18 protein-coding genes and 2 pseudogenes are annotated in these 23,772 nt (G+C 64.1%); 15 read left to right on the top strand and 5 right to left on the bottom strand.

The annotated features are described in order from the left end of the window. Nucleotides 1-250: 250 nt before the first annotated feature. The 3 genes and pseudogenes from fae to BLV47_RS15430 form a co-directional block, all read left to right on the top strand. A complete protein-coding gene (gene fae / locus BLV47_RS15440; protein WP_092314975.1) occupies nt 251-763 on the top strand; it encodes a formaldehyde-activating enzyme in 513 nt (170 codons plus the stop codon). Between the two features lie 10 nt (nt 764-773). Next, the gene (locus BLV47_RS15435; RefSeq protein WP_092314973.1) at nt 774-1,808 is read left to right on the top strand and encodes an aldo/keto reductase; all 1,035 of its coding nucleotides are present in this window, start codon (nt 774-776) and stop codon (nt 1,806-1,808) included. Beyond that, nucleotides 1,805-3,154: pseudogene (locus tag BLV47_RS15430) on the top strand (NAD-dependent succinate-semialdehyde dehydrogenase); the annotation flags it as partial. The gene BLV47_RS15435 and the pseudogene BLV47_RS15430, both read left to right, overlap by 4 nt. Nucleotides 3,155-3,235: 81 nt before the next feature. On the opposite strand, the gene istB reads toward BLV47_RS15430, so the two are convergent. Further along, complete coding sequence (gene istB / locus BLV47_RS15425) at nt 3,236-3,985, bottom strand: IS21-like element IS1474 family helper ATPase IstB (protein ID WP_062838242.1); 750 nt, start codon at nt 3,983-3,985, stop codon at nt 3,236-3,238. Then, nucleotides 3,873-5,558, bottom strand: coding sequence for an IS21 family transposase (gene istA / locus BLV47_RS15420; RefSeq protein WP_062838241.1), 1,686 nt, complete (start codon nt 5,556-5,558; stop codon nt 3,873-3,875). The genes istB and istA overlap by 113 nt, the downstream gene beginning before the upstream one ends. A 219-nt stretch (nt 5,559-5,777) precedes the next feature. Here istA and BLV47_RS35455 point away from each other — a divergent pair. Beyond that, a pseudogene (locus tag BLV47_RS35455) lies at nt 5,778-5,885 on the top strand (aldehyde dehydrogenase family protein); the annotation flags it as partial. Nucleotides 5,886-5,982: 97 nt separating this feature from the next. Next, complete coding sequence (locus BLV47_RS15415; protein WP_092314971.1) at nt 5,983-7,344, top strand: MFS transporter; 1,362 nt, start codon at nt 5,983-5,985, stop codon at nt 7,342-7,344. Between the two features lie 111 nt (nt 7,345-7,455). Here BLV47_RS15415 and BLV47_RS15410 read toward each other — a convergent pair whose 3' ends face one another. After that, nucleotides 7,456-8,331, bottom strand: a complete 876-nt coding sequence (locus BLV47_RS15410) for a LysR substrate-binding domain-containing protein (RefSeq protein ID WP_092314969.1) — start codon at nt 8,329-8,331, stop codon at nt 7,456-7,458. A gap of 266 nt (nt 8,332-8,597) precedes the next feature. Continuing rightward, nucleotides 8,598-9,770 carry a hypothetical protein gene (locus tag BLV47_RS15405; protein ID WP_092314967.1) on the bottom strand — a complete coding sequence of 391 codons (1,173 nt, stop codon included), beginning with the start codon at nt 9,768-9,770 and terminating at the stop codon, nt 8,598-8,600. A gap of 321 nt (nt 9,771-10,091) precedes the next feature. On the opposite strand from BLV47_RS15405, the gene BLV47_RS15400 reads away from it, so the two are divergent. The 5 genes from BLV47_RS15400 (at nt 10,092) to BLV47_RS15380 (ending at nt 17,260) form a co-directional block, all read left to right on the top strand. Next, entirely contained in the window at nt 10,092-11,033 is a 942-nt protein-coding gene (locus tag BLV47_RS15400; RefSeq protein WP_092314965.1) for a LysR substrate-binding domain-containing protein, read from the top strand. A 419-nt stretch (nt 11,034-11,452) separates the two neighbouring features. Continuing rightward, nucleotides 11,453-12,877, top strand: coding sequence for an aldehyde dehydrogenase (aldA, locus tag BLV47_RS15395; RefSeq protein WP_092314963.1), 1,425 nt, complete (start codon nt 11,453-11,455; stop codon nt 12,875-12,877). A 143-nt stretch (nt 12,878-13,020) separates the two neighbouring features. After that, a complete protein-coding gene (locus tag BLV47_RS15390; RefSeq protein ID WP_092314961.1) occupies nt 13,021-14,343 on the top strand; it encodes an MFS transporter in 1,323 nt (440 codons plus the stop codon). A gap of 1 nt (nt 14,344) precedes the next feature. Beyond that, on the top strand, nt 14,345-15,562 hold the full coding sequence (locus tag BLV47_RS15385; protein WP_092314959.1) for a mandelate racemase/muconate lactonizing enzyme family protein: 1,218 nt from the start codon (nt 14,345-14,347) through the stop codon (nt 15,560-15,562). A gap of 78 nt (nt 15,563-15,640) precedes the next feature. Then, entirely contained in the window at nt 15,641-17,260 is a 1,620-nt protein-coding gene (locus BLV47_RS15380; protein ID WP_092314957.1) for a GMC family oxidoreductase, read from the top strand. Nucleotides 17,261-17,349: 89 nt separating this feature from the next. Here BLV47_RS15380 and BLV47_RS15375 read toward each other — a convergent pair whose 3' ends face one another. Then, entirely contained in the window at nt 17,350-17,997 is a 648-nt protein-coding gene (locus BLV47_RS15375; RefSeq protein WP_092314955.1) for a TetR/AcrR family transcriptional regulator, read from the bottom strand. Between the two features lie 127 nt (nt 17,998-18,124). Between BLV47_RS15375 and BLV47_RS15370 the strand changes: the two genes are divergently transcribed. The 5 genes from BLV47_RS15370 (at nt 18,125) to BLV47_RS15350 (ending at nt 23,766) form a co-directional block, all read left to right on the top strand. Continuing rightward, on the top strand, nt 18,125-20,161 hold the full coding sequence (locus tag BLV47_RS15370) for an NADH:flavin oxidoreductase (protein WP_092314953.1): 2,037 nt from the start codon (nt 18,125-18,127) through the stop codon (nt 20,159-20,161). A 132-nt stretch (nt 20,162-20,293) separates the two neighbouring features. Next, a complete protein-coding gene (locus tag BLV47_RS15365) occupies nt 20,294-21,601 on the top strand; it encodes a M24 family metallopeptidase (protein WP_092314951.1) in 1,308 nt (435 codons plus the stop codon). Between the two features lie 58 nt (nt 21,602-21,659). Next, nucleotides 21,660-22,466, top strand: a complete 807-nt coding sequence (locus BLV47_RS15360) for an amino acid ABC transporter ATP-binding protein (RefSeq protein WP_092314949.1) — start codon at nt 21,660-21,662, stop codon at nt 22,464-22,466. After that, nucleotides 22,466-23,107: an amino acid ABC transporter permease gene (locus BLV47_RS15355; protein ID WP_092314947.1), complete on the top strand. Its 642-nt coding sequence runs from the start codon at nt 22,466-22,468 to the stop codon at nt 23,105-23,107. The genes BLV47_RS15360 and BLV47_RS15355 overlap by 1 nt, the downstream gene beginning before the upstream one ends. Beyond that, complete coding sequence (locus BLV47_RS15350; protein ID WP_092314945.1) at nt 23,104-23,766, top strand: amino acid ABC transporter permease; 663 nt, start codon at nt 23,104-23,106, stop codon at nt 23,764-23,766. The genes BLV47_RS15355 and BLV47_RS15350 overlap by 4 nt, the downstream gene beginning before the upstream one ends. The last annotated feature ends 6 nt before the right edge of the window (nt 23,767-23,772 follow it).

Raw genomic sequence — 23,772 nt, 5'->3', positions numbered from 1 at the left:
GCTCATGGCCGCATGACTTTTAATGGTTACGGGGCCTCGCCAGCCCGGTGCTAAAACAGCGCAAACACAGCTCATCCATAACAACAAAGAGCGTTTGCGCCATGACTCAGTCCCTTACCCTTCACTTGCAGGGCCATCTCTGCAGCCTTCCTCGCTCGCGCTCTTTGAACCCGACTAACGAAACGTAGCGGAAGCGGCACTGCCGATCCCGCGTCATTTCTTTCCTTGTGATCTCAAAGAGTAAACACCCATGCAACCACTCGACCTCTACATCGGCGAGGGCTTCGAAGGCCCAGGCGTCAATGCCGCCCATATCAACATCCTCATCGGGCCGCGCAACGGTCCTGCCGGCCAGGCCTTCGCCAACAGCCTGGCCTCGCCGAGCCAGGGCCATTGCCCGTTCATGGTGATTGCCCGGCCCAACATCCCGGTCAAGCCCATGACCCTGTATGTGAACAAGGCGGCGATTGCCAGCGAGCTGCATGGCAACGCTACCTGGGGCGCATCCCAGGCCGGTATTGCCAAGGCGGTGCTCGAAGCGCTGCTGGACGGCACCTTGCCGGCCGAAGCCGAAGACCACTGGGCAATCGTCACCGCCAACTGGGTCAATCCCGACTGCGATGATCTGGATGCGGTCTACCTCAACAACTACAACGCCTGCCGCACGGCGATCCGCGCGGCCCTGAACGGCAAGCCCGAGCGCGCCCAGTTGGCGGATGCGGTGAATCAGATCAGCAACCCGTTCTACACCCCCAAGGCCTGAGGAGCGCAGCATGCAATACATTCGTCTGGGCCACTCCGGCCTGCAAGTGTCGCGCCTGTGCTTGGGCACCATGAACATGGGCACCCCGGACTGGAAGCCCTGGATCTTCGATGAAAAGCAGAGTGAGCCCATCGTCGCTCACGCCCTAGACCACGGCGTGAATTTCATCGACCTGGCGGATTTCTATTCCGCAGGCGTCGGCGAAGAAGTGGTGGGGCGCATCGTCAAGCGCCTGGCGCGCCGCGAAGACCTGGTGATCACCACCAAGGTCGGCTATGGCACCCGCAGCGCGATCAATGCCAGCGGCCATTCGCGCAAGCACATCCTCGACAGCATCGACGCCTCGCTCAAGCGCTTGGGCATGGATTACGTCGACGTGTTCATGCTGCATTACTTCGATGTGAACACCCCGGTGGAAGAAACCATGCAGGCGCTGAACGACGTCGTCCGCGCCGGCAAGGCTCGCTACATCGGCGTCTCCACCATGCTCACCGGGCAACTGGCGAAGCTGCTCATGGCCTGCGAGCGCCATGGCTGGGTCAAGCCGATCAACATGCAGCTGCAGCTCAACTGCGCCTACCGCGAGGAAGAGCGCGAGATGATTCCGTTCTGCCGTGACCAGGGCCTGGGCGTCTCGGTGTTCAGCCCGCTGGCCCGGGGCCTGCTCACTGGCGACGTGCAGTCGACCCGCAACCAGACCGACTTCTTCACCCAGCAGATGTACAGCGACGAGGCCTCGTTGCAGATCGCCCGCTCGGTGCAGCGCGTGGCCCGGGCCCGCGGCCTGTCCAATGCCCAGGTGGCCCAGGCCTGGGTGCTCAAGCATGCCGGGGTCGATTGCATGCTGGTGGGTGCCGATACCACGGCGCAGTTCGACAGCGCCCTGGCGGCGCTGGATACCACCCTGGATGCCGAGGAACTGCACGAGCTGGAGCGCAACTACACCCCCTGCGATGTGATCAACGACTACACCGCCGGCAAACGTATCCTGCGCACGGCCCGTCCGGGGCTGGAGCGCTTTTCCCTGAGCGAGGCCATGGCATGAGCGCATTGATCCGTACCGGTCATTTCATCGATGGCCAATGGTCCAGCGGCGGCGTCAGCTACCCGGTGTACAACCCGGCCAATGGCGAACTGATTGCCCAGGTGCAAAAGGCTGGCGCCGAAGAAACTCGCCTGGCGATTGCCGCCGCCCAGCGCGCCTTGCCCGCCTGGCGCGCACTCACCGCCAAGGAGCGCAGCCAGCGGCTCAAGCGCTGGAGCGAGCTGATGCTGGTCCAGCAGCGCGAACTGGCCACCTTGCTCAGCTGCGAACAGGGCAAGCCCCTGGCCGAGGCCATGGGCGAAGTGGTCTACGCCGCAAGCTTCCTTGAGTGGTTCGGCGAGGAAGCCAAGCGCGCCTATGGGGACGTGATCCCCAGCCACAAGGCCGACGCGCGGATCATCGTGACCAAGGAGCCGATTGGCGTAGTCGCGGCGATCACTCCGTGGAACTTCCCCCTGGCCATGGTCACGCGCAAGGTCGGTCCGGCCCTGGCCGCCGGCTGCACGATGATTCTCAAGCCCTCGGAAGAAACCCCGCTTTCGGCCTTTGCCCTTGGCGTGCTGGCGGAGCAGGCGGGCATTCCCGCCGGGGTGCTGAACATCGTCTCCGGCGATGCGCCCGCCATTGGCCAGGCGCTGCAGGCTTCGAGCGTGGTGCGCAAGCTGTCGTTCACCGGCTCGACCCGTACCGGCAAACTGCTGATGCGCCAGGCCGCCGACACCTTGAAGAAAGTCTCCCTGGAGTTGGGGGGCAATGCACCGTTCATTGTCTTCGACGACGCCGACCTGGATGCCGCGGTCAAGGGCGCCATGGCCTCGAAGTTCCGCAACACCGGGCAGACCTGCGTCTGCGTCAACCGCTTCTTCATCCAGGACGGCGTGTATGAGGCCTTCACCGCCAAGCTGGCCGAGGCGGTTGCCGCGCTGCGGGTCGGCAGCGCCCTGGACGGCGATACCGAGCAGGGGCCGCTGATCAATGCGGCGGCCCTGGCCAAGGTCGAGGCGCATGTCGGCGATGCCCTGGAGAAGGGCGCCCGGCTGCTCTGCGGCGGTCGTCGCCATGCCCTGGGCGGCACCTTCTTCGAACCGACCATCCTCACCGAGGCCAACGGCGAGATGCTGATCGCCCAGGAAGAAACCTTCGGCCCGGTGGCGGCGTGCTTCCGTTTCCGGGACGAGGCCGACGTGCTGCAGCGGGCCAACGACACGCCATTTGGTCTGTCGGCCTATTTCTACAGTCGCGATATCGGTCGGGTCTGGCGCATGGCCGAAGGCCTGGAAGCGGGCATGGTGGGCATCAACGAAGGGATCATTTCCACCGAAGTGGCGCCCTTTTGCGGATTTCGGTGAACGTGACCGAGCGTTTCGCTAATACGTGACCGGTGCTTCCACCCCGGTTGCGCGGGTTCTGGATTGTAATCGCATCGGTCACGATGCGGCTTGTTCCTCGGCTTTTTTTCGGCGCAGCGACTCGCCTTTCATCGTCAGTCGGTAGGCGTTGTGCACCAGGCGGTCGAGGATGGCATCGGCCAGGGTCGGGTCGTTGATCCAGCCGTGCCAGTGCTCGATGGGCAGTTGGCTCGTCAGGATGGTGGAGCGGCTGCCAGCGCGGTCGTCGATCACCTCCAGCAGGTCATGCCGGGCTCCTTCCTCCAGCGGGGCTAGCGCCCAGTCGTCCAGCACCAGGACGTCGACCTTTGCCAGCTGTTGCAGGGTACGGCCGAAGCTGCCGTCGCCATGAGCGATGCGCAGTTGTTCCAGCAGGCGCGGGGTGCGCAGGTACAGGGTGCTATAGCCCTGGCGGCAGGCCTGGTTGCCCAGGGCGCAGGCCAGCCAGGTTTTGCCGGCACCGGTCGGGCCGGTCAGCAGCAGGTTGTGCTGCTGGCGGATCCAGTCGCCACTGGCCAGGGTGGCGATCAGACGCTCGTCCAGGGCGCGTCCGGTGCGGCGGTCGAGATCTTCCAGGCAGGCGTTGGCGTACTTGAGCTTGGCCTTCTTGCGCAGCCGTACCAGGCGCTGGTTGTCACGCCAGGCCAGTTCGCGGTCGAGCAGTAGGCCGAGGCGTTCATCGAAGCTCAGGCTGTGGCTGGCCGGCAGCGTCCATTGCTCTTCCAGGGCGCGGGCCATGCCGTCCAGGCGTAGCTGGTGCAGTTGATTCAGGGTGTGTTGCGGCATCATCGAACAGCTCCTGTTGCGGGGGTTGGTAGTAGTCGGCGCCACGGACGTTCTCGTGGTCGCCGGGTAAGGTCGTTTCGGCGGCACGCTGGGGCAGCGGCTGTTGATCCAGGCCTTGCTGGAGCAGGTTGCGCACGCTGCGCCCGGTGAAGGCGCGCAGGTGTACGGCACGTTCGGCAGCGGCTTCCAGGCGTGCATTGCCATAGCGCCGGGCCAGCGAGAGCAGGCCGAGGCAGGCGCGGTAGCCCATCTCCGGGTGCGGCTTGTGGGTCAGTTGGTGATCGATCAGTTGGCGCGTGTAGGGGCCGATCCGCGCGCCCCAGTCGAGCAGGCGTTGTGGCGTCCATTCGCGATGCGCCTGGTGCGCCGCGGGCATGTGCTCGCGCTGGGTACTGTAAGCGCCGCGTCGCCCCAGCAGCAGGTGGCTGGCCACCCGCCGGTTGCCATGCAGCACTTCCAGGGTGTGTGCCGTCAGTCGCACGTCCACGTTCTGCCGGGCCAGGGCGGAGGGCACGCTGTAGAAGCTGCCATTGACCTCGATGTGGTAGTCGATGCTGACCTTGCAGCGCTTGAAGGTGGCGACCTCGTAGGGATGCACCGGCAGCGCTCGCAAGGCCGGGCGATCCAGGCGCTCGAACCAGTCGCGCCGGCAGCCATCGAGCCGCTTGAACGGGCGCCGATTCAGATCCTCCAGCAGCTCGGCGATGGCCTGGTTAAGCGCATGCAGGCTGAAGAACTGCCGATGGCGCAGCCGCGCCATGATCCAGCGCTCGACCACCTGCACCGCCACCTCGGCCTTGGCCTTGTCCTGAGGCTTGCGTGGCCGTGCCGGCAGGATCACCGTCTGGTAATGACGCGCGCACTCCAGCGTGGCCCGGTTCAGGCCCGGCTCGTAGCGATCCGGCTGGGCGACCAGGGCGCGCGGATTGTCCGGCACAACCATTTCCGGCACGCCGCCAAAGTAGGTCAGAGCCTGGCCCAGCGAGGTCAGCCAGTCCACCTGGGTTTCGCCTGGCGTCGCGCAGGCATAGGTGTAATTCGAGGCGCCCAGGGCGGCGACGAAGATGTGCGCCCGGCGCACTTCGCCGGTGGCCGGGTCGACCACCGGCAGCGTCGGCCCGGCATAGTCGATGAATAGCTTCTCGCCCGCACGGTGCAGCTGACGCATCGAACGTTTGAGCGTCTGGGCGTAGCGCCGGTAGTGCTCGACGAACTGGGTGTAGCGGTAGGTCGGCTGGCCCGCATGCGCGGCGAGATATTCCTCCCACAGCAGCTGCAAGGTCACGCCCTTGCGTCGCAACTCGCGGTGGATGCTCAGCACATCGGGCAGCACTCGCTCACCGCGCGGCTTGTTCGTCGACGTCGGTGCAAACAAGGCGGCCGCCAGCGCGGCCTCGTCCATGGCCACCAGCGCCGGCCAGTCCAGCCCGGCCACCCGCGCCGCCGCGATGTACTTGCTAACCACGCCCTTGGACAGCTGCAAGGCACGGGCAATCTTCTCGTGGGACAAGCCGGCCTCAAACTTGAGGCGCAGACATTCTTTGATGTTTCGCATGGCTACTCGCGGCGCCGCCATCTTCCTCTCCCGAAATCGGTCGAGGATGGCGGCGCATCAGGTCATGCGCAACGAAGGGGAAGGCTTTCGCTAAGTCGTGACCGGCGATTTCGGTAAGCCGTGACCACCTGTTTCGGAACAGGCGGAAAATCGGTCACGTTGCTACCGAAATGAGCGGTCACGCGTTAGCGAAATGACCGGTCACGATCAACCGAAACGGCCGGTCACGGTGCTCCGAAATCCGCACCCTTTGGCGGGATCAAGGAGTCGGGCCTTGGTCGCGAAGGCTCCCGCTACGGTCTGGATGACTACCTGGAGATCAAATACCTGCTGATGGGCGGCCTCTAGCCCTCACACCCGCCAATGCAGGCGCTGGCTTGCCAGCAAGCCGGCGCCTGCGTGGTTCGATTCATCTCTTATCCAAGAACAATAAATGGAGACGAACATGAGCGCTGCAACTCTCAAGATCGATGACCTGCCCATTGGCCGGTTCCATCTGAAAATCGCCGGCCTGACCTTCGGCGCGCACTTCACCGACGGCTACATCCTCGGCCTGATCGGTATCGCCTTCACCCTGCTCAGCCCGCAGATGCAACTGGACGCGTTCTGGCAGGGCCTGATCGGTGCCTCGGCACTGATGGGGCTGTTCATCGGCAGCCTGTTCTTCGGTTGGATCTCCGATCACCTGGGGCGGCAGAAGATCTTCCTGGTCAGTTTCGTGCTGATCACCCTGGCCTCGGTGTTGCAGTTCTATGCCGAGACTGCCATGGGCCTGTTTCTCTGCCGGGTACTGATCGGCATCGGCCTGGGCGGTGATTTCAGCGTCGGCCACGCGATGCTCGCCGAATTCGCCCCGAAGAAGCACCGTGGCGTGCTGCTGGGCTCGTTCAGCGTGATCTGGACCTTCGGCTACGTCGCCGCAACCTTTGTCGGCACCGCGATGCTCAGCATCGGCGACGATGCCTGGCGCTGGATGCTGGCTTCCTCGGCGATTCCCGCCGGGCTGATCCTGCTGGCGCGCATCGGCACCCCGGAATCGCCGCGCTGGCTGGTCAACCGCGGGCGCATTGCCGAGGCCCGGGCCATCGTGCACAAGCACCTGGGGGCCAACGTGGTCCTCGACGAACAGCCCTGTGGCGAGACCCGCTCCGGCTATGGCGTGCTGTTCAGCCGCGAGTACCGCAAGCGCACCGCGTTCAACTGCCTGTTCTTCGTCTGCATTGTCATGCCGTACTTCGCCATCTACACCTTCCTGCCGTCGATCCTGCAGAAGATGGGCCTGGCCGAGGGTTTTGGCACCGAACTGATGCTCAACCTGCTGCTGATCATTGGCGCGCTGATCGGTATCGGGTGCACGGTGAAGTTTTCCCGGCGCGGGTTCCTGATCAACTCCTTCATCATCCTCGCGGTGGCGCTGTTGCTGCTGGCGGTGCTGCCGGGTAGCGCAGCCTGGTTGATGGTGCTGCTGTTCGGCTTGTTTACCCTGGTGCTGTCGGCGGTGAGCAACCTGGTGGGGGTGTTTCCGGCGGAGAGTTTTCCCACCGAAGTGCGCGCCAGCGGCATTGGCCTGGCCACCGCGGTGAGCCGCCTGGGGTCGGCCATCAGCACCTTCCTGCTACCGGTGAGCGTGGCCGGGATCGGCCTCAGCCCGACCATGGGCATCCTTGCCGGGATTCTGGCCCTGGGGGCGCTGATTTCCTGGGCCTGGGCGCCAGAAACCAAGTCCTTGACCCTGAGCCAGGCGTGCAGCGTCGGCACTGCCGACTCGATCAGAAGCGATCTGCCCAAGGCCGCCGCGCCGATCTGATGCCACACCGCACCACCGTTGTAGGAGTCGGCTTGCCGGCGAAGCGGCCCCCGCGTCTTGCATGGCTTGCTGGCGCCTTCGCTGGCGAGCCAGCTCCTACGAGAAGCCGACTCAGGGATTGCTCACCAGGCTCAGCCACTGGGTGAACAATTGCACCTTGGAGAGCCCCTGTTTGTCGTTCGCCACGTCCAGCCAATAGCCATAAGGGCCGACCACCTCCACCGGGGTGATCGGCAGCAGGCGTCCGTCCGCCAGCTCCCGCTCGATCATCTGCCGGTCGATCACCGCCAGCCCACCGCCGGCCAGCGCGGTGTGGATCACCTGGTCCAGGGTGCTGAACTCCAATCCCGCCCGGGCGTCGATGTCGTCGCGGCCCATGCTTGCCAACCAGTTCTCCCAGACCTGTAAACGCTTGTCGCCATGGAGGATGTGCAGCAGGGGAAAGCGTTTGAGGTCCGGTGCCTGGCCGTTGCTGAACAGCTCCGGGCTGGCCACGGCAATGTGCCGTTCCATCACCAGCAATTGGCTCTGGCCATGGGCGGCGGCCTGCAGGCCGAAGCGGATCTCGCAGTCGACTTCGGCCGGGCTGTCGTGGCTGTTGTGCTGGGTCACGCTGAGGCTGATATCCGGGTAGCGCTGGCAGAAGTCCCGCAGTTGCGCGGACAACCAGCGGGTGGCCCAGGTCGGTGGGGCGACGATGCGCAGGCGCTGGCGAAGGTTGGGCACGCGCAGGGCTTGCAGGGCGCGTTCCATATGATCGAAGGCCTGCCCCAGGTTCGGCGCCAGGGCCGCGCCGGCTTCGGTCAGCGTCAGCCCTTGCGGGGAGCGGCTGAACAGCGCCACGCCGAGGTAGTCCTCAAGTTGCTTGATCTGTCGGCTGACCGCGCCCTGGGTGACGTTGAGCACCACAGCGGCCTGGCTGAAACTGCGGTGGCGGGCGACTTCCTCGAAGACCCGGAGCGTGTTCAGAGAGGGCAGTTGGCGCATGGCGGGCAGACTCCGCACCTGGCGCCAGGCAGCAGCGATCCGCGTCTGGCGGGCTGAGTGCTGGAAGTGGCGGGGCAGGTTTATTGTTGTTGTAGGACGCTTATTGGCGCGCCCATCTTACCCTGTGGCCGCCCTCTGCGGGCACGGGCTGAGCCGCGAAGGGGACCGCGCGATCGCCTTCGCCGGCAAGCCGGCTCCTACAGAGAGATTCACATTTTCCTGCCAACCGCAGGAGCTGGCTTGCCAGCGAAAGGGCCGGCAAGGATTCAGAAGTAGTAGCCGATATTCACATACACCTGGTTTTCCCACTGGTTGCTGCCACCGGCTCCCAGGCTCTGGGCATAACTGCTGCCCCCGATGTACGGATCGTTCTTGCCGAACAGCCATTCGGTAGCGATCCACAGCTTGCTCAGCGAGAACGAGCTGCCGAGGATCATTCGTTGGGAGGTTTTATAGGCGCTGGCCGATTTGTCGAACGCGCTGTAGTTGGCGTACAGCTTGACCCCGCTGAGCTGGTCGAACAGGTATTTGCCATCGACGTCGTAGCTCAGGTCGGCGACGTACAGGTTACCGCGACTGGCGACGTTGAAGGTGCCGTCGTAGCCACCCAGGGTGACCAGCTCGTCGGTGCCCGGATTGCGCGGCGACATCTGCTGGCGCGCCGCCTGCAATTGCACGCCCCACGGGCCGTTTTTACCCAGATAGTGAACCGCCATGGCATTGCGTCGGCCGTCGTTGCCGGTGTCGTTGTTCTTCAGGGTCGAGGTCAGCCCCGAGACTCCGACTTCCGAGGCCCAGTCACCCAACTGCACGGCCCTGGCCACGCGCAGTACCAGGGTGTTGCGTTCGCGGTTGTGGCTGCCGTCGGCCACGTAGCTGTCGGCCGAGGACACCACGCTGGAGTAGGTCCGACCGTTGCTGGTGCCCTTGCCCTGCCAGGCTGGGCGCAGGTAGTAGCCGGCCTGGAGATTCCAGTCCGCGCTTTGCTGGATGTACTTGGCTCCGACCTGTTCGATGTCCTCCAGGCCCACCACGTTGCCCAGGGTTTCGAAAAAGGTGCTGCCGAAATACGGCTGCAGGCCGAAGGGGATTTGGTTCAGGCCGACCTGTACCTGCTGCTCGGGGTTGAACCGGTAGCCGATCCAGGCGTTTTCGGCGAAGGCGACGTCACCCACCTTGTCGGTGTAGCGGTAGGGGTAGGCACCACCGTAAAAGCGGTACTTGGCGGCGCCGATCCAGGTGTCGGAGCTGTACTTGGCACTGAGGATCGCAGTGTCGAAGTTGAAGGTCTGGATATCCCGGTCCGGGTCGTAGTCCCAGCGTGCGCGAACGGCGCCGCCCAGGTCCAGGTGGTCGCTGACTTGCACGGCCAGGGCGGGGGTGGCGAGGCTGCCCAGCAGGGCCACGTTGCACAGCAGGGCGGAGGGTTTTTGAAGCATGGGGTTTTCTCCCGGATTGTTATTGTCAGGTGCGATCAACCCGGCCGCGGCAAGGGCAGCAGCCAAGGGGGAAAGGGCTTGCAGAACTGCGAGCGCGGTGGCTTCAGCCAGTGGCGCGCAGGGAGGCGAGGAGGGGGTGAGGCATGGGCGCTACTCGTTGTTGTTTTTGTGAAGTAGCGGCAGTGTTGCCTTGCGCCCTTGGCTCGACAAACGATTTATTCATTGCCCAGACGTGAGTAAAACGAATGTTAGTCAGATAGATTCCGCCTGTGATGGCATGCGATGCTCTGCGCCTTGTGCAGCCGTTACAGAGAGACTGTCGTGAAACGCAAGATGCCTGCGCTCAATGCGCTCAAGGCCTTTGAGGTCGCCGGCAGCACCGGCAGCTTTACCCGGGCCGCCGAATTGCTCAACGTCACCCAGAGTGCGGTCAGCCGCCAGGTCCGGCAACTGGAGGAACAGCTGGGGGAAAGCCTGCTGCAACGGCGCCATCATCACCTGGAGCTGACCAGCGCCGGGCGTGTGCTGCTGCGGGCCCTGCACCAGTCCTTCGACAAGATCGAGCTGACGCTGCGCGGCATCGCGCAGAAATCCCATACCAATCGCTTGCACCTCAACGCGCCACCGACCTTCGCCAGTCGCTGGCTGCTGCCGCGCCTGGGGCGGCTGCGCGAGCAGCACCCGGAACTGGAGCTGAGCCTGACCACGCGTCTGCAGGACAGCCTGGCGGAAACCGCGACCCTGGATTGCGCGATTCGCTTCGGCAATGGCGAGTGGGACGGCCTGGACAGTTCGCTGTTGTTTCAGGAACGGCACATCGCCGTCTGCGCGCCTTCGCTCCTGGCCCGGGAGTCCACGGATCAGGGCATCGACCTCGGCCGCATGACCCTGTTGCATGTGTTGGCCCGGGAAGACCAGCGTTACCTGACCTGGAAGCACTGGCTGGATGCCGCGCGGATCAGCGGGGTCGATACTCAGGGCGGCTATGAATTCGATCTTCTGGACTTGGCCATCCATGCGGCCACCGATGGCCTGGGAATCACCATTGCCGACTGGCACATGGTGGCGGCGGAACTGGCGGCGGGGCAGTTGACCCAGGTGCATAACGTGCATGTGGAAGGTCACCAGTCCTACTGGCTGGTGACGCGTCCGGCCCAGGCTCCGTTGCCGCAGCTGCAGGTGTTTGGCCAGTGGCTGCAAGAGGAAGTCTGGCTGGCGCAGCGCCAGCTTGAGCCCTCCACAGCCTCCAGGCCCCTGGGCTAGAGGCCGCGCGACCGCCTTCGTCGGCAAGCCGACTCCTACCAAAGCCCACATGCACAACCTGCGTAGGAGCTGGCTTGCCAGCGAAGAGGTCCGTCAGGCCACCATCATCAGTGCGTCATAACCTGCGTTTTTCGCATGTTAGTCCGCGCGATTAATCGTTTGTCCTTGTCGTGCCGGACGACAAGACTGCCAGCACTCACATAACAACAACCCGAGTGCTCAGCCATGCCGTATCCGATCCTTGCCGATTGCCCGTCGCTGCCCTTCGTCGGCGTTTCCCAGCCTTGCCCGCACGTCATCGCCATGTTTGTGGATCGCTGTGCTGTGCCCGCTCGACCACGCCAGACCCTTTGACCGCCGGGCCTGGATCGCCTCCAGGCTGCCTGCGCCATTTCTCTGCCAACGACGGGGCAACCTTCATGCAACTTGAACAGAATTTTGTTAACGGCGACTTCATCAAGCCAGCCAGCGGCGCATCCATCGCGGTTTATGACCCGGCCGACGAAAGCCTTGTGGGGCATGTCTCGGCCGCCACCCAGGAAGAGGCCCACGGTGCAGTGACTGCCGCCTGCGCGGCACAGAAAAAATGGGCAGCGCTGACCAGCATCCAGCGTGGCGATTATCTGCGTGCCTTGGCCGACGCCCTGGAAGCCCGCGCCGATTCCATTGGCCGGGCGCTGGCGGCCGAGTCGGGCAAAAGCCTGGCGGACGCCAGCAACGAGGCCCGCTACGCCGCGCAGATCACCCGTTATCACGCTGAGTGGGCGCGGCGTATCGAGGGCGAGATCATTCCCAGCGACAGCCCCGACGAGAAGCTGTTTCTGCACCGCGAAGCGATTGGCGTAGTGGCCTGCCTGATCCCGTTCAACTACCCGGTCTACACCCTGCTGCGCAAGGTCGCGCCCGCTTTGATCGCCGGCAACACGGTGGTGGTGCGTCCGAGCAACAACACGCCGCTTTCGGCTTTCGAAATCGCTCGGGCGGTGCAGCAAGCGGGTTTGCCGCCTGGAGTGGTGAACATTCTGACCATGGACCACGCCACCGCCGCCACGGTCTGCACCCACCCGGCGGTGGGCATGATCACCCTGACCGGCAGCGTCAATGCCGGGCGTATCGTGCTCGACTACTGCAAGGCCAATATCGCCAAGCCATCGTTGGAACTGGGGGGCAAGACCCCGGCCATCATCGAGCCCGACGCCGACCTGGAGCAGGCCGCCAGCGCCATCGTGGCTTCCAAGACCACCCACTGCGGCCAGTTGTGCACGGCGGTGGAGCGGGTCTATGTCCACGAAAGCGTGCATCAGCGCTTCCTGGCCCTGCTCAAGGCAAAGATCGCCGCCGTGCAGTTCGGTGACCGGCGCCAGGACCCAAGCCGCATGGGGCCCCTGGTCAGCGCGGCGTCCCGGGTCGCCATTCATGGCCTGGTGCAGCGAGCCGTCGCGCAAGGTGCGGTGCTCGAAACCGGCGGTGTGATGCCGCAAGGGCCAGGGCATTTCTATCCGCCGACGCTGCTCAGCGCCTGCCGTCAGGACATGGAGATCGTGCAGGAGGAAATCTTTGGTCCGGTGCTGCCGGTGCTCAAATACCGGGATATCGATGAAGCCCTGGCCTTGGCCAACGACCATCAGTTCGGCCTGGCTTCGGTGCTCTACACCGAGAACTACCGCACCGCGATGAAGGTTGCCGGGGCCATCCAGGCCGGCGAGCTGTACGTCAACCGGACCCCGGCCGACCCCTATCAGGGCTACCACGCCGGCTGGAAACGCTCAGGGCTGGGCGGTGACGACGGCAAGCACGGCATGCTCGAGTTCACCCAGACCCGCCTGGTGGTCATGCCTTTCTAAAGGCAGTTGCAAGTCATCAGCCGCAAGCCACAAGCCGCAAGCCAGAGCAGCGCAGTCGTTCTTGCCGCTTGAAGCTCAAAGCTTGCCGCTGCCCCACTAATAATAATGAGCGGCGCCGGATACCGGCGCCCGAGGGCATCGTTATGTCTAAGCATGCAGCCGATCTGATCTCGGCTCAGGATTCTGCCGGGTTGCCAGCGAGCGACAGTGACAAGGGCAGTCGGTACTTTCAACTGATGCTGCTGGTGCTGGCCGCCGGGGCGATCTACCCGATCCTCTACCTGCGCCAGGTCTACCAGACCACCATGCTTGAGGTGCTGCACATCAACCACAGCGAGCTGGGCTACCTGTACTCCATGCTCGGGACCATCTTCCTGGTCAGCTACCTGCCCAGCGGCTGGCTGGCGGACCGCATCGCTCCGCGCTTTCTGATCTTCTTCTCGCTGGTGGCCACCGGCGCCCTGGGTCTGTGGTACTCCACGGCGCCGTCACTGACCTGGCTGATGATCATCTTCGGCTGCTGGGGGCTGACCACCGGGCTGACGTTCTGGGCCTCGGTGCTCAAGCGGGTGAAGATGATCGCCCGCCACACCGAGCAGGGGCGTTTCTTCGGCATCCTCGACGGTGGCCGTGGCCTGGTGGAAGCCTTGCTGGCGACCCTGGCCCTGGGGCTGTTCGCCCTGGCCACCGAGACTCGTGGTGAGTCGACGGCCGAGGGGTTCCGGCATGTGGTCTATCTGTATTCCTTCACCTGCATTGCCATCGGCTGCGTCCTGGTGCTGCTCAAGGACCCCAAGTCCATGCAAGACACGGCGCCGGTGGAGCAGGGGCGTTTCAACCTGTTCAGCGACCTGGCGACCCTGGTGAAGATCCCCGAGCTGTGGCTGGTGACCGCCATCGTGTTCTGCGGTTACCACATCTTCTGGGCCACCTACAGCTTCTCCGACTACCTGCAGGGCAATGGCATGACCGCGGTCATGGCCGGCACCATCACCACCATCAAGTTGTGGATGCGGCCGCTGGGAGGCATTGGCGGCGGCTGGCTGGGCGACCGTTTCTCGAATATCTCGGTGCTGATCTTCGCCCTGTTGCTGGCCACCCTGGGCGTCGTCGGGCTGATCCTGTTTCCGGCTTTGGGCAGCCTGGGGCTGTTGATTGCCACGGTGATCTTCATCGGCCTGATGACCTACGCCATCCGCGGGCTGTACTGGGCAATCCTCGATACCTGCCGGATTCCCTTGCGCATCACCGGCCTGGCCATCGGCATTGTCTCGGTGGTGGGCTACCTGCCGGACGCCTTTATTCCGCTGATCAACGGCTACCTCACCGAACATTTCCCCGGGGCCCTGGGCTACCGCCTGTACTTCGGCTACATCGCCGCGGTCGGCGCCCTCGGCACCCTGGCCGCGATCGCTTTGCGCGCTCGCGTCAAACGTACCCAACAGCATTTGCCAGCAGGAGCCTGAGATGAAAATCGTCGCCCTTGAAACCCATATCGTTGCTGTTCCGCCACCGCATATCGGCGGCATGTACTGGTTGTTCGTCAAGCTGCGCACTGCCTGCGGCATCGAAGGCGTGGGCGAGATCTATGCTGCCACCTTCGGTCCCCAGGCGATGCGGCCGATCATCGAGGACGTGTTTCAGCGCTACCTGCTGGACCAGGATCCGCACCACATCGAACGCTTCTTCCGCCAGGCCTATTCCAGCGGTTTCACCCAGCGCCCGGACCTGACCATGATGGGCGTGGTCAGCGGCCTGGAGATGGCCTGCTGGGACATCATCGGCAAGGCGGCGAACAAGCCGGTGTATGAGCTTTTGGGCGGCAAGGTCCACGAACGCCTGCGCTCCTACACCTATCTGTATCCGCAGAACAGCCGTGGTGAATACGACTACGACGACCCGGACCTGGCCGCCGAGTGTGCGGTACGCAACATGGACCAGGGCTTCACTGCCCTGAAGTTCGACCCGGCCGGGCCCTACACCGCGTACTCCGGGCATCAGCTGTCGCTGGAAGTGCTGGAGCGTTGCGAAAGCTTCTGCCGCAAGATCCGTGAAGCGGTGGGCAACCGCTGCGACCTGCTGTTCGGTACCCACGGGCAGATGGTGCCGTCCTCGGCCATTCGACTGGCCAGGCGCCTGGAGCAATACGACCCGCTGTGGTTCGAGGAGCCGGTGCCGCCAGGCCAGGAGCAGGCCATGGCGCAAGTGGCGGCCAAGACCAGCATTCCGATCGCCACCGGCGAACGCCTGACCACCAAGTACGAGTTCTTCAAGCTGCTGCAGGCCGGTGGTGCCTCGATCCTGCAGATGAACGTGGCGCGCTGTGGCGGCCTGCTGGAGGCGAAGAAGATCGCCAGCATGGCCGAGGCCTACTACGCGCAGATCGCGCCGCACCTGTACAACGGGCCGATCGGCGCGGCGGCGAGCTTCCAGCTGGCCACCTGCACGCCGAACTTCCTGATCCAGGAAAGCATCATGACCTGGGGCGGCTTCCACGCCGAAGTACTGACCAAGCCTTTGCAATGGGAGGACGGCTACATCATCCCGTCCAGCGAGCCGGGCCTGGGGGTGGAGCTGAACATGGACGTGGTACGCAGGCACTCGCCCTACAGCGGCGAACGTCTGCACCTGCAAATGGCCGCGAGCCCGGTCGACGTCAAGGACACCTCCCCGGCCAAGGGCTGAGCACTTCCCGCCCGGTGACGGGCAGGGCATGGGCAGCCGTTGCGGCTGCCTTCAATACCATCTGAGCGGTAACCCTGCATGACATACGACTACATCATCGCCGGCGCCGGCGCCGCCGGCTGCGTTCTGGCCAACCGGCTCTCGGCCTCGGGCCAATACTCGGTATTGCTGCTGGAAGCGGGCGGCAAGGACTCATCGTTCTGGTTCAAGATTCCGGTGGGTTTTGCCAAGATGTACTACAACCCGCGTTTCAACTGGATGTACTACAGCCAACCGCAGAAACAGCTCAATGACCGGGCCATTTATGCTCCACGGGGCAAGGTCCAGGGTGGTTCCGGCTCGATCAACGCCATGATCTACGTGCGCGGCCAGGCCCATGATTTCGACGACTGGGCGGCCGACGGCAACGACGGTTGGAGCTTCGACGAGGTGCTGCCGTATTTCCGCAAGTTGGAGAATCATCCCCTGGGAGACAGCCAGTACCACGGTGCCAGCGGTCCCATCAGCATCACCCCGATGCAGGGGCAGACCCACCCCATCTGTGATGCGTTCCTCAAAGGCTGCGAGGAACTGGGCTACCCGCGCAGCGAGGATTTCAACGGAGCCAGATTCGAAGGCGCGGGGATCTACGACGTCAACACCCGCAACGGTCAGCGTTGCTCCAGCAGCTTTGCCCATCTGCATCCGGCGTTGCGCCGGCCGAACCTCAAGGTCGAGCATTACGCGCTGGTCGACCGGGTGCTGTTCGATGAGCACAAGCAGCGCGCCACGGGGGTCAGTGTGACCCAGCACGGAGTGGTCCGGACCTTCAGCGCCAGCAAGGAAGTGATCCTCTGCGCCGGCGCGGTGGACACGCCGAAGATCCTGCAACTGTCCGGGGTGGGTGATCGCGAGTTATTGGCCCGGCACCAGGTTCCGCTGGTGCGACATCTGCCGGCGGTGGGGCAGAACCTGCAGGACCACCTGTGCGTCAGCTACTACTACAAGGCCAATGTCCCGACCCTCAACGACCAGCTCAGCTCGCTGTTCGGCCAGCTCAAGCTGGGCCTGCAATACCTGCTGACGCGCAAGGGCGCGCTGGCGATGAGCGTCAACCAGGCCGGTGGCTTTTTCCGCGGCGACGAAGGGCAGGAGCACCCCAACCTGCAGCTGTATTTCAACCCGCTGTCGTACCAGATTCCCAAGAGCAGCAAGGCCAGCCTCAAGCCCGAGCCGTACTCCGGCTTTCTGCTGTGTTTCAACCCGTGCCGGCCCACCAGCCGCGGCAGCATCCGGATCGCTTCGAAGAACCCTCGGGATGCGGCGCTGATCGACCCCAACTACCTGAGTACCGACAAGGACATTGCCGAGGTGATCCAGGGCAGCCGCCTGCTGCGCAGGATCATGCAGGCCCCGGCGCTCAAGGGCATCACCCTGGATGAAGTGCTACCGGGACCGGCGGTGGCCAGTGATGAGCAGATGCTGCAGTACTTTCGCGAGAACAGCGGCTCGATCTACCACCTGTGCGGCTCCTGCGCCATGGGCCGCGACGAGCAGCGCGCGGTGGTGGACAAACGCCTCAAGGTGCATGGCCTGGCCGGGCTGCGCATTGTCGATGCCTCGATCTTCCCCAACGTCACCTCCGGCAACACCCATGCGGCGGTGCTGATGGTGGCGGAGAAGGGCGCTGATCTGATTCTTGAGGATGCCTCTCGATAGACCAGCGCATGAGTTGGCGCGTCTGCGTGGTTGCCGGCCAATGATCGCCCATTCAATGGCCGCGCCCTGTTTGATTGATCCGCTTCGCTTCAATGCTGCAGTTCGGCCGATGAAAAGCCGTTGCGCTGAAAGAAACGCTCCAGCTCCCGGGGCTGGGGCTCAACGCCGGTGAAGATCTGCAGGTATTCGGGGATGTAGCGCATGCGCTGCGCCAGCGGTTCCTGGGTGTTCATGCTGATGTAGCCGATCTGGGTCAGGTAGATCGAGCGCGCGCGGGTCACGGCGGCGTCCTCGGTGAAGCCGAAACGGTCGAACATCTTTGCCAGGGCTTGTACTCGCTGGGCGTCGGCCTGGCGGATTTCCTGGGCCACTTCGGGGGATTGCAGGGCCCAGCTGCGCATGGCGAATTCGAATTGCGAATCGAACAATTCGCTGTTCAGCCAGCAATCGAAGACGTTGAGAATCGCCTCGGTGATGGACTCGGCATAGGCCTCGGACTGCGACACCAGGCTCAGGGTGTTCTTATTCTTCCACAGGTTCACCAGGGCTTCGAGCAGGGCTTCGCGGTCCTGGAAATACCAGTAGAAACTGGTGCGCGACAGGTTGAGTTTCTTCGCCAGGGGCATCACCCGTACCGCATCCACTCCCGACTCCTTGAGGCTTTCATAGGCTGCGTTGAGCCAGCTTTCCAGGGAGCCGCGTCCGGCGGCCTCGGCACTGTTGCTGATCGCTTTCATTGGGCGTTTTTTCCTTGTCCGTTTAACCTTGATAAGTGCAAATGTACACCACTGTCTGTATCGTTGACACAGGTGTACATTGAGGTCTATCGTCTGCCTTGCCTGATGACCAGTATGCGAGACCGATATGAATAACGATCCGCTTCTTCAGCCTTATCGCCTCAAGCACCTGACGCTTCGCAACCGCATTATCACCACCTCCCACGAGCCGGCGTACCCCGAAGAGGGCATGCCGAAGAAATTGTATCGGGCCTATCACGTCGAGCGTGCCAAGGCCGGCGTGGCCATGACCATGACCGCAGGCTCGGCGGCGATCTCTCGCGACAGCCCGCCGGTGTTCAACAACATCCTGGCGTACAAGGACGAAGTGGTCGGCTGGATGAAAGACCTCACCGACGAATGCCACGAGCATGGCGCGGCGGTGATGATCCAGCTCACTCACCTGGGGCGGCGCACCCGTTGGGACAAGGGCGACTGGCTGCCGGTGGTGTCACCTTCGCACAATCAGGAACCGGCGCACCGGGCCTTTCCCAAGAAGCTGGAAATCTGGGACATCGAACGCATCATCGGCGATTACGCCGACGCCGCCGAACGCATGCAGGCTGCCGGTTTGGATGGCATCGAACTGCAAGCCTACGGCCACCTCATGGACCAGTTCTGGTCGCCGCTGACCAACGAGCTGGAGGGCGCCTACGGCGGTTCGCTGCACAATCGCCTGCGCTTTACCTTCGAGGTGCTGAGCGCCATCCGCCAGCGGGTGGGGCCGGAATTTATCGTCGGCATTCGCTACACCGGCGACGAGGTACTGGCCGGCGGCCTGGAGAAGGAGGAGGGGCTGCAGATTTCGCAACTGCTCAAAGACAGCGGCATGGTCGACTTTCTCAACGTGATTCGCGGCAATATCGCCACCGATGCCGGGCTGACCGACATCATCCCGATCCAGGGCATGCGCAATGCGCCGCACCTGGACTTTGCCGGGGAGATTCGCGCCCTGACCGGCTTCCCGACCTTCCACGCGGCGAAGATCCCGGATGTCGCCACCGCCCGCCATGCGATTGCCTCGGGCCTGGTGGACATGGTGGGCATGACCCGCGCGCACATGACCGACCCGCATATCGTGCGCAAGATCATCGAAGGCCGTGAGGACCAGATCCGGCCCTGCGTCGGCGCCAACTATTGCCTGGACCGGATCTACAACGCCGGCGCCGCCTACTGCATTCACAACGCCGCCACCGGCCGCGAAACCAGCATGCCGCATGAGGTGCCCAAGGCTGCGCGACAGCGCAAGGTGCTGATCATCGGTGCCGGCCCTGGCGGCCTGGAGGCGGCGCGGGTAGCCGGCGAGCGCGGGCATGAGGTGCTGGTGCTGGAGGTGGCCGATCAGCCCGGCGGGCAGGTGCGCCTGACCGCGCAGTCCGAGCGGCGCAAGGAGATGATCAGCATCATCGATTGGCGCATGGCGCAGTGCGAGCGCCTGGGCGTCAAGTTCCGCTTCAACACCTGGGCCGACGCGGCGATGGTTGTCGATGAAAACCCCGACGTGGTGATCGTCGCCACCGGCGGGCTGCCGCACACCGAGGTCCTGCAGCACGGCAACCAGTGGCTGGTGTCGAGCTGGGACATCATTTCCGGCGACGTCAAACCCGGGCGCAACGTGCTGGTGTATGACGACGCCGGTGATCACGCGGGCTTGCAGGCCGCCGAGTTCATTGCTCGCAGCGGAGCCAGGACCGAGATCATGACCCCCGACCGCGCGTTCGCGCCGGAGGTCATGGGCATGAACCTGGTGCCCTACATGCGCTCGCTGCAGCGGCTGGATACCACCTTCACCGTCACCTACCGACTCAAAGCCGTGGAGCGCCAGGGCGAGCAATTGCTGGCGACCATTGGCAGCGATTACAGCGACCTGGAGAAGACTCGGTTGGTGGACCAGATCGTGGTCAACCATGGCACCCGGCCTCTGGACGAGCTGTATTTCGAGCTCCAGCCCCAGGCCAGCAACGAGGGCGCCGTGGAGTACCGGGACCTGATTGCCGGCAACCCGCAGCGGGTGCTGACCAACCCCCAGGGGCGCTTCCAGTTGTTCCGAATCGGCGATGCGGTGTCATCGCGTAACACCCACGCGGCGATTTACGACGCCCTGCGCCTGGTCAAGGACCTCTAGCCACCTGTTGCCGTGCCCTGAACCATAAGAAAGACAGCCGTCATCCGTTTTCCAGGTCTTTAAGTCACTGCCCCGAATGTTGGTCCGATTGGTTTTGATTAACGCAAAACTCTTCCCCACGGAGGTTGTTGCATGCACACGGATAATGATTTCACCGAGCTGCTCAATGCTGTATCCCCAAGCCCGCTGCGCTATCGCAGCGATGCCGGCGTCACCGACCATGCCTTGGCCCCGGTTGATCACCACCTGCTGGCAGCCTATGCCGCGATTGACCGGCCGGCGCTGCGCCAGTACCGCCTGGAGCGCATCCGCCAGCAATTGCGCAAGCACGATTACGCCGGCGTGCTACTGGCCGACCCGATCAACATTCGTTACGCCACCGATACCAACAACCTTGGTCTGTGGGTGATGCATTCCCCCAGCCGCTACGTATTCGTGGCCACCGATGGCCCAGTGGTGCTGTTCGAGTTCAGCAGCAGCCGGCACAACAGCGAGCCCATCGAAACCATCGACGAGATCCGTCCGGCGATCCCCTGGCTGTACTTCCTCGCCGGCCCGCGGGTCGAGGAAAAAGCCCAGCGCTGGGCCCTCGAAGTGGCGGATCTGATGGCCCGGCATGGCGCTGGCAATCGGCGCCTGGCGGTGGACCGCTGCGACCCCTGGGGCGCGGAAAAACTCAAGGCCCAGGGCATCCAGCTGTTCGACGCCCAGCCGCTGATGGAGCAGGCGCGGCTGATCAAGTCGGTGCAGGAGATCGCCAGCCACCGGGTGTCGATGGATGTGTGCGACCTGGCGATTGCCCGCATGCGCGCCAGCCTGGTGCCGGGCATCACCGAAAACCAGTTGTGGAGCATCATGCATGGAACCAACGTCGCCCATGGCGGGGAGTGGGCCGAAAGCCGCCTGCTGAGCTCCGGGCCGCGCACCAACCCCTGGTTCCAGGACGCCTCGGACAAGGTCATCGAAGCCGGCGAGATGGTCTGTTTCGACACCGACATGGTCGGGCCGGGGGGCTATCTCTCGGACATCTCCCGCAGTTTCATCTGCCCTGGCAAAGCGCCGACGGCGGCCCAGCGCGAGCTGCTGGACATCGCTTCGCAGCAAATCAGCTGCAACCTCGATCTGCTGCGCCCGGGGTTGTCGTTCCGCGAGTTCGCCGAGCGCTGCTGGCCGGTGCCCAAAGCGTTCGAACACAACCGCTACATGATGATGCTGCACGGCGTCGGCCTGGTGGACGAGTACCCCAGCGTGGCTTATGCGGTGGATTTTGCCGAGTGGGGCTATGACGGCCATTTCGCGGAAAACATGGTGCTCTCGGTGGAGAGTTACATCGGCGAGCAAGGTGGCCATGAAGGCGTGAAGCTCGAAGAGCAGGTGCTGATCAGCGCGACTGGAGCGGTCAAGCTCTCGCGCACCCCGTTAGTCGACGACGATCGATAACAGCGGTTGTTGCCTGATTCTTGCAGGCATGGCGTCTACCCTGTCCGGAGAAAAAACAATGAGCAGCATGACCGTGATCGACAGCGCCACCCTGGCGCCGCGCCCGGTGGCCAGCGCCGAACCCTTTCTGCGCCTGGAGGCGATTCACAAGCAGTTCGGTCCTTACCCGGTGTTGCACGACGTGTGTTTCGAGATGGCCCAAGGCGAGGTGGTGGCGATTATCGGCCCCAGCGGCTCCGGCAAGAGCACCTTGCTGCGTTGCATCAACCAGCTGGAGCCGGCAACCCGCGGCCGGGTCAGCATGGGTGGGGTGCATATCGAGGCCGGGCGCCCGCTGCCCAGGAGCGAGTTGCTCAAGCTGCGCCGGCGCATTGGCATGGTGTTCCAGTCGTTCAACCTGTTTCCCCATCTCACGGTGCTGCGCAATGTCAGCCTGGCGCAGATCCGCACCCTGGGTCGCAGCGCCGAGGAAGCGGACGCCCGTTCTTTGCAGTTGCTCGACCGGGTGGGCCTGGCGGACAAGGCCAACGCCTACCCGGCACGTTGCTCCGGCGGCCAGCAACAACGCATCGCCATCGCCCGGGCCCTGGCGCTGGAGCCGGAGCTGATGCTGTTCGACGAGCCGACCTCGGCCCTGGACCCCGAGCTGGGCCTGGAGGTACTGGCGGTGATGAAAGAGCTGGCGCGCGAGGGCATGTCGATGCTGGTGGTGACCCACGAGATGCACTTTGCCGAGACCGTTTCCGACCGCGTGGTGGTCATGGCCGAAGGACGGATCATCGAGCAGGGGCCCAGTGCCGAGGTGATGCGCAAGCCGCAGCATGCGCGGGTGGCGCAGTTTCTCCAGGCCGTGAGGAATCGCTGATGCTGGATATTCTATTGGTCCTGCTGCACGGCGTGCCCTGGACCCTGAGCGTGACCCTTGGCGCCTTCTGCATGGGCGTGGTGCTGGGTTTTCCACTCTGCGCCCTGCGCCTGTCGAAGCTGAAGTCGTGCCGTTGGCTGGCGGCGATGCTGGTGCTGACGTTGCGTTCGATTCCGCCGATCGTCTGGCTGTTCTTCATCTTCTTCGGCATCGGTGGCGGCTACCTTGCCTTGTCGCCGTTCGCCGCCGCGGTGCTGGGCCTGGGGCTGATCACCGCAGCGCACATGTCGGAGGTCTATCGCGGTGCCTTCGCGGCGATTCCCCAGGGGCAGTTCGAGGCGGCGCAGGTACTCAATCTTTCGCCGTTCCAGGGGTTTTTCGATGTGCTGCTGCCGCAATTGGTGCGCATCGCCATTCCCACCTCGGCCACCTATGCCATCGGCTTGCTCAAGGACTCGGCCGTGGCTTCGACCATTGGCGTCGGTGACGTCAGCTTCCAGGCCTATCAGTTGTCCCAGCAGACCTTTCAGGGGCTGGGGGTGTACAGCGTGGCGGCCCTGGTCTACCTGATTCTCAGCGTGCCGGTGGCGCTAGTCTCGCGTTGGCTGGCGGCCACCCTGAAGCAGAGGGTGGCCCGATGAACGAGATCCTGACGATGTGGCTGGCCTGGTTTCCCGAACTGTGGAAGGGTTTTGTGCTGTCGATGCAGGTCACCGCCGTCAGCCTGGTGCTGGGGGTGGTCCTGGGCTTGCTGCTGGCGCTGGGGGTTGCGGCAACCCGTCGGGTGGTGCGCTATCCCTCGCTGCTGATTGTCGAACTGGGGCGCGGCGCGCCAGCGTTGATCCTGTTGCAGTACGTCTATTTCGGCCTGCCCTCGGCCGGCCTGACCCTGAGTTCCTTCTGGGCGGCGGCCGTGGCGTTGGCTTACTGCACCGCGGCCTACACCAGCGAGATCATCCGCGGCGGTATCGAGGCCGTGGCCCAGGGGCAGAACGAGGCGGCCGAGGTGATCGGTCTGAACCGCTTCGATGCGCTGCGCTTCATCATCCTGCCCCAGGCGCTGCGGGTGGCCCTGCCGTCGTTGCTGGGGTTCTCGATCATGATGTTCCAGGCATCGTCGTTGTGTTTCACCATCGCGCTGCCGGAGCTCGTCAGCCGCGCCTCGGCCATCGGTTCATCGACCTTCGAGTATCTGCCGGTGCTGACCCTGGCCGGCCTGATGTATGCCGCTGTCTGCGCGCCCGCGACCCTGGGCGTGGCGGCGCTGGAGAAAAGACTGGCGCCCAGCCAGCACGCGTGACCCGTT

Origin of the sequence: Pseudomonas saponiphila, assembly GCF_900105185.1 — a bacterium.
Taxonomy (GTDB): Bacteria; Pseudomonadota; Gammaproteobacteria; order Pseudomonadales; family Pseudomonadaceae; genus Aquipseudomonas; species Aquipseudomonas saponiphila.
Note: the sequence above shows the minus strand (reverse complement) of the source record. Positions and strands in the feature narration are given on the sequence as shown.

Coding starts and splice junctions, on each gene's coding strand:
- BLV47_RS15405 (WP_092314967.1), bottom strand. CDS start 9,770: ATGCTTCAAAAACCCTCCGCCCTGCTGTGCAACGTGGCCCTGCTGGGC.
- BLV47_RS15385 (WP_092314959.1), top strand. CDS start 14,345: ATGAAAATCGTCGCCCTTGAAACCCATATCGTTGCTGTTCCGCCACCG.
- istB (WP_062838242.1), bottom strand. CDS start 3,985: ATGATGCCGCAACACACCCTGAATCAACTGCACCAGCTACGCCTGGAC.
- aldA (WP_092314963.1), top strand. CDS start 11,453: ATGCAACTTGAACAGAATTTTGTTAACGGCGACTTCATCAAGCCAGCC.
- BLV47_RS15355 (WP_092314947.1), top strand. CDS start 22,466: ATGCTGGATATTCTATTGGTCCTGCTGCACGGCGTGCCCTGGACCCTG.
- BLV47_RS15435 (WP_092314973.1), top strand. CDS start 774: ATGCAATACATTCGTCTGGGCCACTCCGGCCTGCAAGTGTCGCGCCTG.
- BLV47_RS15370 (WP_092314953.1), top strand. CDS start 18,125: ATGAATAACGATCCGCTTCTTCAGCCTTATCGCCTCAAGCACCTGACG.
- BLV47_RS15360 (WP_092314949.1), top strand. CDS start 21,660: ATGAGCAGCATGACCGTGATCGACAGCGCCACCCTGGCGCCGCGCCCG.
- fae (WP_092314975.1), top strand. CDS start 251: ATGCAACCACTCGACCTCTACATCGGCGAGGGCTTCGAAGGCCCAGGC.
- BLV47_RS15415 (WP_092314971.1), top strand. CDS start 5,983: ATGAGCGCTGCAACTCTCAAGATCGATGACCTGCCCATTGGCCGGTTC.
- BLV47_RS15350 (WP_092314945.1), top strand. CDS start 23,104: ATGAACGAGATCCTGACGATGTGGCTGGCCTGGTTTCCCGAACTGTGG.
- BLV47_RS15410 (WP_092314969.1), bottom strand. CDS start 8,331: ATGCGCCAACTGCCCTCTCTGAACACGCTCCGGGTCTTCGAGGAAGTC.
- BLV47_RS15365 (WP_092314951.1), top strand. CDS start 20,294: ATGCACACGGATAATGATTTCACCGAGCTGCTCAATGCTGTATCCCCA.
- BLV47_RS15390 (WP_092314961.1), top strand. CDS start 13,021: ATGTCTAAGCATGCAGCCGATCTGATCTCGGCTCAGGATTCTGCCGGG.
- istA (WP_062838241.1), bottom strand. CDS start 5,558: ATGGCGGCGCCGCGAGTAGCCATGCGAAACATCAAAGAATGTCTGCGC.
- BLV47_RS15375 (WP_092314955.1), bottom strand. CDS start 17,997: ATGAAAGCGATCAGCAACAGTGCCGAGGCCGCCGGACGCGGCTCCCTG.
- BLV47_RS15380 (WP_092314957.1), top strand. CDS start 15,641: ATGACATACGACTACATCATCGCCGGCGCCGGCGCCGCCGGCTGCGTT.